Genomic DNA, 13420 nt, shown 5'->3' with positions numbered 1-13420 from the left:
ATTGATGACTCGGCCGGTCACATTGCTAATGAGCGTGGCCGACATATCGACATCGTAAAGTTCCTTAATGGTTTCAGTAATTTCACGAGTACTTATCCCTTTGCTGTAAAGGGCAATGATTTGGTCATCGAGTACGCCCGTTCGCGTTTGTCCCTTGGGGACAATTTGCGGTTCGAAACTGTCGTTTCGATCTCTTGGAACCGAAATGGCAATCGGTCCCTTCTCGGTCTTTAACGTCTTCTTGCTTGAGCCATTTCGGCTATTGGTGCCACTATGACGCTTATATCGGTCATAGCCAAGATGAGTGTCCATTTCGCCTTGTAAAGCTTGCTCAATCAAATGCTTGCGTATCTGTTGGATGAAAGGTTCAATTTCATCACTTTTTAACTGGTCGGTTGGAATACTGGCGATTAGGTTTTTAAGCTTGTCTTGATTCATTGGTAAATCCATTTCCTTCACTCCTAAGAGATTAGCAAATATTGGATTTACTCAAACTTATTTACAGTCTCGATTGTACGGGTAGAGAGTAATTTTTTGTGAAAAAGCTACTGAGCCTTGAGTTAATGTGCTAAAATTCTAAACGAACTGAAAAAGGAGCTTTCAGCTCTTTGTCATGCGCCCAAGCCTCGACCCCTTGGGCGTTTTCTTTTGCTTGCAAAAATATAATCCCTTCTCTTTCGTGTAAAAGTTCCTATATAGGAACTTTTTGGTTAAATACCTTTAAAAAACGATTGTTGTTCTAAACTACCGATATTCTTTTTTACTAATTGGTTTGAGGTAATTTCTTTTAAGAATCTCATAAGAGCCAAAGATCTTAGTATCAGATTGAGTCAGAGTACCCTTATCTTTCTTCAGTTTAAGTAGTTCCATTGTGCAAAATAAATCTGCAACTTGAAATAGCTTATAGTCCTTTGGCAAGACCTTTCTAAACTCCACATTCGGCAATATGATGCTGAAGACTGAAGTCAAAATTTTAGTCAATTCAATCTGACCATTGTCGTAATAGACTTTAACAGTTTGGTATTTCTCTAATTCTGAGGACTTTTGAGATAGGAATGATGCAATTTGTTTTGATAAATTTTGAGTGTAGTTAATGATGTCAAAATCCTTTTCCTTTGCAACGTGAAAGGATTTATATCTAATGGGGAGTTTTCTTGTAAACGCTACAATCTTATTCAAAATTTTTCGGCGTTCTTCAATAGTTAGATGTTGGTAGTTTTCCTCTCTACGAATAATAGGTCCGGTATGGACACAGTGTCTTTCTAATCCCAGGTAATCCAAGGCTCTTTCAAAATCTAGTATATTCTGATTGATTTCTTCACTTTGGTCATGAAAAACCATTGTGACAATGTAGTAGGGTGAATGTTTCGCATAAGGACCAAAATCACCGGACTCATCAATAAAAATAGATAGTTCTTTCACTCTGGTATTCCTATACGAAAATGGCGGGGAACTTCCCCGCCTATTGGTGGACCCGGGTCTTACGACCAGCCCATGATGATCAGATTGCTCTGACCACCTTTGGCTCCTATTTTATCACAGATAATTAAATTGATGGAACTAAATTTCGGCTTGTGTTGTTTGAATGAGGTACACCCTAAACAACGGTTAGTTAACCTGCAAAAATAAATCTCGCTTAACATAATTTACATCAATTTATGAAATACCCAATTTGGACAAGCTCCCAGTCAAACATTGTGATAGCATCCATCAGTGCTGCTTTTTGAGGTGACCCATATTTATGTTTTTTCTTGACCTTTTGAGAACTAGAAGATTAGAAAAAGAAAATAGTATTGCCCTTATCAAAGTTTTAGAGCGAGCTGAAAAGATCGTTCATTCGGTTGCTGCAGATAAACAGCGTGTAGCTTTACATGATTACATCAGGGTTTTGTTGATTCCTTTAATTTGGAAAAATATTCGTCAAGAGTATTTGAATGACGATCATAACCACTCAGAGATTAAACTTTCGGAGATGTTTCCGTTTGAAGTGTTAGGTTATCGAGATGATTCTTTAACAGATACAAATTATGAATTGCATCTAGGGGTGGATCTCTTAGTTCCTAATCCTTGGCGTCCGAAAGCATTAAATCAACTTGGTTTTATTGGTCATGAAGATAACCCGTTTGAGCAGAATGTTATTAATCACGACGTGACATTGTTTTTACCTATGCGGATTGGTTATGTGTGGAGAGGTCACCATTCAATTATGAATGGAATGCTAAACCACTCCGGAACTGTAATGCCAAAAAATGTAGTGGACTGCTCCATTCATTTTGAGCGATATTCGTTTGATGGGACTAATTGGATCGATTCTCAAACAAAACGAATGTGGCCAACCCCTTATCCGGAATTTGGATGGGTGTGGGAGTTGTCTAAACGGTATAAGGACGTTTTGTGTTGAGGACTCAAAAAATTACTTGATTAACAAATATGAACCGCACCATGACAGTGCGCTCCCAGCCTGGTTTCTCTGGCTGGGTTTTCTGCACTATCAGTAAGTATTAATGATATAAAACAATCACATTAAAAATTATTTTGAGCCTTTGAACGGTGTTTTGGTCTAAATTTATTGGCTTGATGTTAATTTGGAGTAACAATACTGCCCCCATGCCTCCATTATTTCTCGACGTTCAAGTTCAAGCGTAGACCGGTCATATGCACCTTTCAATGGATCGCGGGGAGTATGTAGGAGACATCGATCAACGGCATCTTTGTCAAATTTCCGGTTATTCCCTAATCCATCATCGCGTGCCCAGGTAAAAAATGTAGATCTTGCGGTACCATGGACTGTAATCGGACAAGGTTTATTTCTTTTTTTGGATTCTTTGGGATCTACCCAGCCCACACCATCAATTTCAAGTTTAGTTTCGTGTAAACGTCTAAGTACCATTTGCAAAGCCATATCTCCGAATGGACTGCCTCGGTTGCTTAAAAAAACAAATTTTTGATTAGGAAATCGCGGAATTCTTTTTAGTAGATTTATGGCAACTGAAGATAAATAGATCGTTCTATCCCGGTTTGGTCCTTTTTCCTTGTCGTCTTCAACAGGAATTTCCCACGTTCCATTTTCTAAATCAATGTTTTCCCACTTTGCTAATCGAGTTGCTTGAGAACGAGTGGCAGTCAAAATGGAAAACTCAACGGCACGTGCAGACATAGAATATAGGGAATCCGAATCAATAAAAAGCGACGGAATTTCAGACACTGGAAGAGCTGGCATATGGTTATCTTCTTTATTCTCTCTTGGGGTATTCTGAAGAAGGACGCCAAAATCACCATCTATACTGGCTGGATTTTCTCGATTTTTTCTAAGTTTTAGTGCAATAGCAAACCGAAATACTTGTCTAGTCCAAGTTAATAATTTTTTGGCGGACGCTCTATTATTGATCCAGTAGCTAGAAATTGCGTTGTAGAGGTCGACGGCTTCGATTTTATTGACAGATGTTTGTCCAATTTTTGGGAAAAGGTTCCGCTTAAATGAAGCTAAAATTCTGCTTGGTTCCCTAGGATTGGTGTAGTAATTATTTTTTTCTCTTTGCTCAATCCATTTTAGGGTAACCTCTTCAAACGTTGTGCCGGGTTTACTAATTGACTTTTGAGCATTTTTTTCATCCAAAGGATCTTGCCCTTTGAAAATACTCTGAGATAGCGTAAATGCTTGAGAGCAGGCTTCAGACAGAGAAATATTTTCAAATTTTCCTATCGTAATAATCCTTCTACGCCCACTAGCACACAGGTATCGATAAACGTATGTTTTGGTACCTTTTTGGATTTTTAAAGATAACCCTGGGATTCCGCCTAAGGCATATAGACCATCCTTAGTTAGCCTTTTAATTTGGGCGACAGTAAGAGGTGTGGCAATTTTCATACAAAATTCTAAGAGTTAGATGAAGCCACCAGTAAAAATTTATTGGTGACTAACATGGTTACTAAAAATTGTATTCAATCGCTTAGTAACCATCCTAGTAACCAAAGATGCGTGTCATTAACTGTCCGCAACTGTCATCAACTGTCATAAATTGACTTTGTAACAAAGTGAAAAAACCGCCTAACTTACTGAAAAATTAGACGGTTTATCGAACTTCTGTCACCAACTGACACTAACTGTCATGTATAGAGTGGTGGAGATGAGGAGGGTCGAACTCCCGACCTCTGCATTGCGAACGCAGCGCTCTGCCAACTGAGCTACATCCCCACAAGAGGTTTTGAATTCTGCCACGCCATAGCGAAAATTGCAAACTACTCCATTTCCTCTTTTTCCCAATCTTCAAGCTCTCGAGGCAAACTTTTGTTTGCTTCTTTGACCTCTCGGGATTTCTCTAATATCGCTTCCCGCAATAAATCTAGGCCAACACCTGTTAATGCAGATATTCTGACAGCCTCTATCTCGCCGGAAGCGTTCCTTAAAATTTCCGGTTCCAGATCTGTTCGATCAATTTTGTTGAGTACCAGAATTGTCGGAATTTCATGGGCGTCGATTTCTTCCAAAACTTTGTTTACTTCAACAATCTGATCGTCCTTGGCTGCGCTTGAAGCATCAACGACATGCAACAAAATATCAGCATGCACTGTCTCATCCAAAGTCGACTTGAAGGCCTCCACCAGCTGGTGAGGTAGTCCTCGAATAAAACCGACCGTATCACTTAAGACTACACTTTCCCCCTCTCCGACATAACAGCGTCGGGCTGTTGTATCCAATGTTGCAAAAAGCTGATCGGCGGCATATATATCAGACTTTGTGAGCGCATTAAATAATGTGGATTTACCCGCATTGGTGTAGCCTACAATCGACAAGGAGACAATGTCACTTCGTGAGCGGCCTTTACGTTGCGTGTTGCGCTGCTTGGCTAATTTTTTCAGCTGTTCCTTTAACTGCTTGACTCGAACTCCAATCATGCGGCGGTCCAATTCAATTTGCTTTTCACCGGGACCACCCGTCTTACCTAGACCCCCACGTTGACGCTCCAAGTGAGTCCAGCCTCGAACCAATCGTGTTGACAGATGTTCCAGTCTTGCCAACTCCACTTGCAGACGACCTTCCCGACTTTTGGCTCGTCGCTGAAAGATTTCCAAAATAAGCTGAGTTCGATCAAGCACTGCAACGCCCACGATTCGCTCAATGTTGCGCTGCTGTGCGGCTGACAAGGCCACATCAAAAACGACCACACCGATATCGAGTCGTTTCACCTCATCGGCCAATTCACCGATTTTTCCGCTGCCCAAATACGTCGCCGGATCAGGTTTATCACGCTTAGCCATCATAAGCCCAACGGGCTCAAGTGCATCGCTTCGAACAAGCTCAGTGAGCTCTTCAGCTGCATCAGCAATGGTGATTCGCGAAGTGGAAATACAAACGAGGTATGCTCTGGGCGACTTTTCTTCAGCGCTATCGATTTGAAATACAGTCATACGGTAGGGACAAAAAGAGCGTGCCAAGCGAATCCACCCCGGCACACTCCTTTATTGATCATCAATCAGGTTCGATTACTCAGCGTCTTCGACTTGAGGCATGTTCACGGGCTTAGTCGGCACCACGGTACTGATCGCATGTTTGTAGACCATTTGTGTCACAGTATTGCGAAGCAGCACAACGTATTGGTCGAACGATTCCACCTGACCTTGTAACTTAATGCCGTTAACCAAGTAGATGGAGACCGGAATATGTTCCTTGCGCAAAATGTTGAGGAACGGATCTTGTAAAAGTTGGCCTTTATTTGTCATTTTTATTCTCCGGGCGTTTGAAATAGCACGCCTTCTTGTTTAGGTAGCCCGACTATCGAACACCTGCCCTGTTAGTTTAATCCTTTTTCTCCACATAGGGATTGCGGTTCAGCTTAAATTCAATCCGAAGCGGAGTTCCCGCCAAATTAAATTGATCTCTGAACCAACCTTCCAGATAGCGTTTATAGCTATCCGGCACAGCCTGCAGGCTGTTGCCATGAATCACCACAACGGGAGGATTTTGCCCGCCTTGGTGAGCATAGCGTAATTTCGGTCGAACACCCTTGACTCGAGGGGGTGATTGACGCTGAACAGCTTCAATAAGCGCACGGGTCAACTTGGGCGTCGACAATTTTGCGAAAGCGGCCGCGTGTGCATCAGAGACAGCCTTCATCAAATGGTTCAAACCGTTTCGCTTTAACGCAGAAATGTGAATCTGGCGTGCCCAATTCAGGAAATGAAGCTTGTGATCCATTTCTTCATCAATTCGGCTACGCTCGTAGCTATCGAGAGCATCCCACTTGTTAATAGCAACCACTAAAGCACGGCCGCTTTCCAACACATAACCGGCGATATGCGCATCGTGCTCGGCGATCCCTTCCTTGGCATCAAGCACCAAAATAACAACATTGGAGTCCGCAATCGCCTGCAAAGTTTTAACCACCGAGAATTTTTCAATGGCTTCAAAAACTTTACCTTTGCGGCGTAAACCGGCCGTATCAATTAACGCATAGTCTCTACCGTCATACTCGAAATCCACTCGAATTGAATCGCGTGTCGTACCCGGCATATCGTATGCAATCAGCCGTTCTTCACCTAAAAGAGCATTGATTAACGTACTTTTACCGGCGTTGGGCCGACCGGTCACAGCCACCTTAATGCGAGGAGCCTTCCCCTCTTCGGCGGCTTCTTCATCATCAACAATATCGATTTCTTCTTCGGGACAAAGCGACAGGGCCAACTCAATCATGTTGTGCACCCCGTGGCCGTGAGCCGCTGAAATCATGTTGGGTTCGCCCATGGCTAATTCATAGAATTCTGCAGCATGAACAGAATCCAAACCTTCGGCTTTATTGACCGCCAACACAACCGGTCGATGAGAACGTCTTAAGTGATTGGCAATGCGCTCGTCATGCGGAGTCAAACCCGTTCGAGCATCGACCACAAAAACCACCACATCGGCTTCTTCGATGGCCAATTCAGCCTGGCTTGCCATAGCCTTGACAATCCCTTGGCTTTTAACCGGTTCAAAACCACCCGTATCCACCACAATATAAGGGCGAGGACCCACACGACCTTCACCGTATTGACGGTCGCGTGTCAGTCCGGGAAAGTCCGCCACAAGAGCATCCCGGGAACGAGTCAGTCGATTGAAAAGCGTGGACTTTCCGACATTGGGACGTCCGACCAAAGCAATCACAGGAAGCATGGTTTATTGCACCTTAATGAAGGCCACTTCACCTTCTTCAGTTTGGAAAATAGCTCCCTGCTCATAACTTTGAGCAGGAGAGACAATGGCTCCATCCAAGCGGGTGCGGCCGATAATATCGCCGCTTTCCGGATTGAGAATTTGCACATAGCCTTCGCTGTCACCAACAGCCACAACACCCGACATCGGGGTGATCGCTCGTACGCCGCGCCACTTCAGCTTTTCATTTTTCCAGACAGGATAGCCGCGGGTGCGATCAAAGGCATAAAGTTCACTGGCCGTATTGCCGATATAAACAAAACGGTCATCAGCCGAAGGCGGCGTCATGGCCGTCACATCGTGCGTAAAACGCAGCTGACCGTTGGTGGCATCCATACAAACCAAGCGTCCTTGGAACGCTGAAGCACAGAGCAGATCTCGATTGACCATCGGAGTGCCCAAGATATCCACCAGGCGTTCAACTTCGGTAATGCCACGAGCCTCTGAAATCAAGGCCTGCCATACAGGACGGCCTTCAGCGGATAACCCTAAAAGGTACCCATTACTTTGTCCCACCAGAATCATGGGACCGAAGAAAATCATTCCGGAAGCATTTTTAATAGTAAGCGACGGAGCCTGACGCTGATAACGCCAGCGCTGTTCACCGGTTGACGCATCAAAAGCGGTCACACGAGTGTCGGCCGTGCGCACAATGACCAAACCATTGCCCACCAACGGTACAGCATCCATCTCGCTCGTTAAGAATGTTGACCAGAGCTTTTTACCTTCGGCATCCAATACAACAAGTTCACCTTTGGCTGTACCAACGGCAATGATATAACCGTCACTACCAACGCCAGCCGCCACCGGTGCATCGGTATCAAAACTCCATACCTCATCACCATCATCGGCATCCAAGCGATAGACGGTGTTGCCGCCTGCAACGTAAACCGAGCTGCCAACCACCGAAGGCACTAAATAATTCGTCAGACTTTCACCCACACTCTTAGACCAAACCACATCGGGTTCAGCGATGGAGTTATAGTCTTCGAGCTCAGTAGGCGCTTGAGAACTCGGGGCGCTGCATCCGGCCAAAACCGCGGCGGCTGCCAGGGCCAAAAGTGTTTTCTTCATCATACAAAGCCTTTAAGTCTTATTGCTTTTGTTGTTCAGTGTCTTCAGGAAGCGCTTGAAGTTTAAGTTGAACGAAACCCATCAGTGCCGGATCAATCGGGTGCTTTAAAGCTTCCTGCCACACTCGGCGGGCATTCACCACATCACCCTTAGCAAAGTAAGCATCACCCAAACGGTCATTGACCAAGGCGATCTGCTTATCGGTAGGCTGAGCAGCCGTCAACAAAGAAACAGCGTCTTCGTATTTTTTATCATCCAAAAGGAAACCGGCCAAGCGAACACGGGCTACGGTTTGATATTCCGGGCGATCGGATTCTGCCACCACCCAATGCAACAATTCCTGAGCCTTCGCACTCTCGCCCTTCGATTCAAGGTAACGGGAAGCGCTCAAAGCACCCATCGGACCGTAAACGGTAGAACCCGCATCTTCAATTAGCGCATCAACAATTTTCTCAACAGAAGCAGGTTCAGACTGCTGCATAATCGCCGTCTGAAGTGAAGAATAGGCGACACTGGCTTCCTGGGCTTGATGACGTTCCCACCACTTCATACCGTTGTAGCCGGCAAAAGCCAAACAAACCACGGTAATTACGGAGAGAACCAAGTTACCCCATTTCTCCCACCAAGCCTTTAACTCGTCTAATGACTCTTGTTCTTGTAAATCGTAGGCCATGCCTTATTCCTCGTCTTCTTCGAAAAAGTCGTCGTTTAAATTGACAAAATATTGGATTGCGTCTTGTAAGTCAAGGGTTTCTTGCTTCATGAAGCGTTCGTCTTCGTGACCATACATGCATTTCACAGTCACCTGACCATGAGCGGTTTCTTCTTCACCGCAAATCAACGCATATTTAGCGCCGCTTTGGTCAGCCTTTTTCATTTGACTCTTCATGCTCGCATCACCGGCGTGAACAATCACTTCGTAGTATGCATCACGAAGAATTTCACCCAACATCATCGCGTAGCCTTGAGAAGCACCGCCTTGATGCAAAACATAAACTTCGGTGTCAGGCTCGCCAGATTCAAAGCCGCATTCACGCATCACTTCAAGCACTCTTTCCACACCCATGGCAAAGCCAACAGCCGGCGTGGGTTTACCGCCCAACATTTCAATGAGCGGATCGTAACGGCCACCGCCGCAAACCGTTGCTTGAGCCCCGAGCTTATCCGTCACCCATTCGTAAACGGTGTGGTTGTAATAATCAAGGCCTCTGACCAAACGAGGATTGATGGTGTAGTCGACACCCGCAACCGAGAGCAACTCTTCCATACGACGCAAGAAGGCAAGACTGTCTTCTTTCAGGTAATCCAAAAGCTTCGGCGCTCCTTCAACCATCTGTTGCATGTCAGGATTTTTCGTATCCAAAATGCGAAGCGGGTTGCTGTAAAGACGACGTTTAGCATCCTCATCAAGGACATCCTGATTGGCTTCAAAGTATTTGATCAACGCTTCGCGATGAGCTTTACGCTCGTCGAGATTGCCCAAGGAATTGAGTTCCAGTTTCAAGGGCAAAATTTCAAGCTCATCAAAAAGACGGCGAGCCATGAGGATCTGTTCAACGTCAACATCCGGCCCCTTAAAGCCCAACGCTTCAACACCCAATTGGTGGAATTGACGATAGCGGCCGCGTTGCGGACGCTCGTGTCTGAACATCGGTCCGAAGTACCACAATCGTTGCGGAGCGTTATAGGTGAGGTTGTGTTCAATCACACTTCTGACCACACTGGCCGTATTTTCAGGACGCAAAGCCAATTCTTCACCGTTGAGGGAATCGGTGAAGCAATACATTTCCTTTTCCACAATATCGGTTACTTCACCGATACCGCGCTTAAAAAGAGAGGTTGCCTCTAAGATCGGCGTGCGAATTTGCTTGTAACCGTATGCACGAAGCACATCATGGGCACATTCTTCAAAATATTCCCAAATAGGCGCTTCGGCCGGAAGAATGTCATTCATTCCGCGAATACCGGCAATTTTTTGTACTTTAGCCATAACACTTCTCTCTTTCATTAATGTCTAATGCTTTTTCGAGTAATGCGTCTGCACATACTCATTAATTAATTCCTTGAAGCGGTCGGCAATGGAGTCCGCATCACCGGCCTCCCCTTTAATGGAGGCAATCTTTTCTCCGTCCGCGAACACGGGGGCAACAGGTGACTCACCGTTACCGGGCAAGCTAATCCCAATATTGGCGTGCTTGCTTTCCCCCGGGCCATTGACCACACAGCCCATGACGGCCACCACCATATTTTCGAAACCCTCGGCCGTTTCGCGCCATTGTGGAGTCATCTCAATCAAATAGCGCTGCGTTTGAGCCGCCAGTTGTTGAAAAAGGGCGCTTGACGTACGGCCACAACCTGGACACGATACCACAAGAGGAGAAAAGGCGCGAAGCCCCATGGTCTGCAAAATCTCCTGAGCAACGCGAACTTCTTCAGTTCTTGCTGCCCCCGGCATTGGTGTTATGCTCACCCGAATCGTGTCGCCAATCCCTTCGGCCAACAACACACCCATCGAGGCAGCGCTAGCCACCACCCCTTTGGTGCCAATACCCGCTTCCGTTAAACCTAAATGCAAAGCATAGTCAGACTGTGAGGCGAGTTCCCGATACACAGCCACCAAATCCTGAACCGCGGACACCTTGGCCGAGAGCACGATTTTGTCGGCCGCAAGGCCGATTTCTTCTGCAGCTTTTGCGCTTTGCAAGGCGGAAGCCACCATCGCGTGCAACTGAACTTCTGAAGGCGTCTGCGGCATGCCTGCTGCACGATTGTCTTCGAGCATGCGTGCCAAAATTTGAGCATCAAGCGATCCGCCGTTTACACCGATCCTTACCGGCTTATCATTGGCGATAGCGACTTCGACCATACGGGCAAAGTTTTCCATTCCCCGCTCACCGTGACCGACATTGCCCGGGTTGATACGGTATTTGGACAGGGCCTTCGCGCATTCGGATACCTCGGTGAGCAATTTGTGTCCGTTGTAGTGAAAATCACCAACAAGCGGAACCGAGCAATTTAAAGCGTCAAGCTTTTCACGAATCTGAACCACAGCGCGAGCCGCATCGGGCGTATTAACAGTCAGGCGAACCAACTCGCTACCTGCGCGTGCCAAATCAATGACCTGCTGCACCGTTGCGTCAACATCGGTCGTTGCCGTGTTGGTCATGGATTGCACCCGAATGGGGCTATCTCCCCCTATCGTCACATCGTTGTCGCCGTAACGAACATGAACCTTGTGAGTGTGATGACGAGAGCTAAACACAGACATCGTTCTAGCGCTCCTTGACTAAAAAGGTGACTTGAGCTTTTTGTTGAGCCAAGCGTTCGGCGCGACGCGTTTTATCTTTAATGTTGCCTGCCAATTGACCACAAGCGGCATCAATATCGTCACCTCTGGTCTTACGAATAGTCGTCACAATGCCCTGCCCCATCAGATAGTCCTGGAAAGCCTTCACATCTTTCGGATCGGGCTTTCTTAAGTCACTGTCCGGAAATGGGTTAAAGGGAATTAAATTAAACTTGCAGGAAACACCACGCACAAGCTTAACCAATGCTTTGGCGTGTTCCAAGCGATCATTGACACCACCCAACAAAATGTATTCAAAAGTGATGTAATCACGCGGAGCATGAGCTAAATAACGTTTGCATGCCTGCATAAGATCTTCAAGCGGGTGCTTCTTATTGATGGGCATGATCTGATCGCGCAGCTCGTTGGTGGGGGCGTGCAAGGACACCGCCAAAGCAACGGGCACGGCCGCCGCTAATTTATCCATCTGTAAAGTCAAGCCGCAAGTGGAAACCGTCACACGACGACGGCTTAAGCCGTAGGCATTGTCATCGAGCATCAGCTTCAGAGCCGCCACGACATTATCCAAATTCTGAAGCGGCTCCCCCATCCCCATGAGTACGACGTTACTGATGACACGGTCAGCCGGATCGGTTACACCCATATCTTCACGGAGCGTTTTTTCGGCGTGCCAGAGCTGGCCGATAATCTCCGAGGTGCTCAGATTTCTGTTAAAGCCTTGCTTGCCTGTTGAGCAAAAAAGGCACCCCATGGCACAACCCGCTTGCGTGGACACACAAAGCGTTCCGCGATCATCCTCCGGAATAAAAACCGTCTCGACCGCGTTGCCGTTGCCGACATCAAATAGCCACTTACGCGTACCGTCTGCGCTTTTCTTATCCCAAATGGGAGACGGAGCACGAATTTCTGTGCGCTCAATGAGCTTGGCCCGAAAGGACTTGGCCAAATCGGTCATTTTTTCAAAATCGCCCACACAATGACGGTGAATCCATCGCAAAAGCTGAATGGCACGGAAACGCTTCTCGCCCATTTGCTCGCAAAAAGCCACGAGTCCCTCTCGGTCCAGGTCTAATAGATTCACACGGTTGTCAGTTTGAGTCATCACTTTGAAAAAACGGCTTCGGTAAAGTTGAAACGAGTCACCCGGAGGCGACTCGACAGATTAAGGACGGAGCACGACGAATTTGGAGGTGCTGTCGCACCCCGCCCCCTCAAGTATTACTTGTCGCAGCAGCAACCGCAGCACTTGCGTTCGCAAATCGCCAACGTCGGGAAGAAGTAGGCGATTTCCACAGCAGCCGTTTCCGGAGCGTCGGAGCCGTGAACAGCGTTAGCATCAATGCTTTGAGCGAAGTCAGCGCGGATCGTGCCGGGAGCAGCCTTCTTCGGGTCGGTAGCGCCCATCAATTCACGATTCTTGGCAATGGCGCCTTCACCTTCCAACACTTGAATCATCACGGGGCCGGAGGTCATGAAAGCCACCAAATCCTTAAAGAAGGGACGTTCTTTGTGAACAGCGTAGAAACCTTCGGCTTCAGCTTGAGACAATTGACGCATTTGAGCGGCAACAATGCGAAGACCGGCGTTTTCAAAACGCGTGTAGATTTGACCGATGACGTTCTTAGCAACGGCATCCGGCTTGATAATGGAAAGGGTGCGTTCAATAGCCATTGTATTTCCCCAATGAAGTTAATAATCAAAAACAGACGGACAACACCGGTTGTCCATGACAATCAAAGAATGACCCCGGGGGCTCATTTCGAGGTGGCATTTTAGCAGAAAGAAACCTGCCGAAGGACTTCAAAATACTGTTTTCAAAGGCTGGGGAACTCTCGGAAATGCAACGAAAT

13 protein-coding genes and 1 tRNA gene are annotated in these 13420 nt (G+C 46.5%); 1 reads left to right on the top strand and 13 read right to left on the bottom strand.

Going from position 1 to position 13420, the window contains the following annotated elements:
• A partial coding sequence (locus tag M3080_RS05200; RefSeq protein ID WP_249092184.1) for a transposase occupies positions 1-450 on the bottom strand: 450 nt, incomplete at its 3' end.
• A gap of 294 nt (positions 451-744) precedes the next feature.
• Positions 745-1422, bottom strand: coding sequence for a DUF3800 domain-containing protein (locus tag M3080_RS05195; RefSeq protein WP_249092183.1), 678 nt, complete (start codon positions 1420-1422; stop codon positions 745-747).
• A gap of 319 nt (positions 1423-1741) precedes the next feature.
• Between M3080_RS05195 and M3080_RS05190 the strand changes: the two genes are divergently transcribed.
• Positions 1742-2401: a DUF6710 family protein gene (locus M3080_RS05190; RefSeq protein WP_249092182.1), complete on the top strand. Its 660-nt coding sequence runs from the start codon at positions 1742-1744 to the stop codon at positions 2399-2401.
• A 165-nt stretch (positions 2402-2566) separates the two neighbouring features.
• Here the strand turns inward: M3080_RS05190 and M3080_RS05185 are convergent, their stop codons facing one another.
• From M3080_RS05185 to ndk, 11 genes are all read right to left on the bottom strand, one after another.
• Positions 2567-3868, bottom strand: a complete 1302-nt coding sequence (locus M3080_RS05185; RefSeq protein WP_249092181.1) for a tyrosine-type recombinase/integrase — start codon at positions 3866-3868, stop codon at positions 2567-2569.
• 251 nt (positions 3869-4119) lie between these two features.
• Positions 4120-4195, bottom strand: a tRNA-Ala gene (locus M3080_RS05180).
• Positions 4196-4239: 44 nt separating this feature from the next.
• Positions 4240-5409, bottom strand: a complete 1170-nt coding sequence (hflX, locus tag M3080_RS05175) for a GTPase HflX (protein ID WP_283162552.1) — start codon at positions 5407-5409, stop codon at positions 4240-4242.
• A gap of 75 nt (positions 5410-5484) precedes the next feature.
• Positions 5485-5721, bottom strand: coding sequence for an RNA chaperone Hfq (hfq, locus tag M3080_RS05170; RefSeq protein ID WP_022473295.1), 237 nt, complete (start codon positions 5719-5721; stop codon positions 5485-5487).
• A 76-nt stretch (positions 5722-5797) separates the two neighbouring features.
• A complete protein-coding gene (gene der / locus M3080_RS05165) occupies positions 5798-7150 on the bottom strand; it encodes a ribosome biogenesis GTPase Der (protein ID WP_249092179.1) in 1353 nt (450 codons plus the stop codon).
• A gap of 3 nt (positions 7151-7153) precedes the next feature.
• Positions 7154-8266, bottom strand: coding sequence for an outer membrane protein assembly factor BamB (gene bamB / locus M3080_RS05160; protein WP_249092178.1), 1113 nt, complete (start codon positions 8264-8266; stop codon positions 7154-7156).
• Between the two features lie 16 nt (positions 8267-8282).
• Complete coding sequence (locus M3080_RS05155) at positions 8283-8936, bottom strand: YfgM family protein (protein ID WP_022473292.1); 654 nt, start codon at positions 8934-8936, stop codon at positions 8283-8285.
• 3 nt (positions 8937-8939) lie between these two features.
• Positions 8940-10253, bottom strand: coding sequence for a histidine--tRNA ligase (gene hisS, locus M3080_RS05150; protein ID WP_249092177.1), 1314 nt, complete (start codon positions 10251-10253; stop codon positions 8940-8942).
• A gap of 24 nt (positions 10254-10277) precedes the next feature.
• On the bottom strand, positions 10278-11531 hold the full coding sequence (gene ispG, locus M3080_RS05145; RefSeq protein ID WP_249092176.1) for a flavodoxin-dependent (E)-4-hydroxy-3-methylbut-2-enyl-diphosphate synthase: 1254 nt from the start codon (positions 11529-11531) through the stop codon (positions 10278-10280).
• 4 nt (positions 11532-11535) lie between these two features.
• Positions 11536-12672, bottom strand: a complete 1137-nt coding sequence (gene rlmN / locus M3080_RS05140; RefSeq protein WP_022473289.1) for a dual-specificity RNA methyltransferase RlmN — start codon at positions 12670-12672, stop codon at positions 11536-11538.
• 116 nt (positions 12673-12788) lie between these two features.
• Positions 12789-13241 (bottom strand): nucleoside-diphosphate kinase, encoded by a 453-nt coding sequence (ndk, locus tag M3080_RS05135; protein WP_022473288.1) that lies wholly within the window; start codon positions 13239-13241, stop codon positions 12789-12791.
• Between the last annotated feature and the right edge of the window lie 179 nt (positions 13242-13420).

It is taken from the genome of Parasutterella secunda (assembly GCF_023336895.1).
Lineage (GTDB): Bacteria > Pseudomonadota > Gammaproteobacteria > Burkholderiales > Burkholderiaceae_F > Aphodousia > Aphodousia faecalis.
This window is presented reverse-complemented; position numbering and strand designations above follow the sequence as displayed.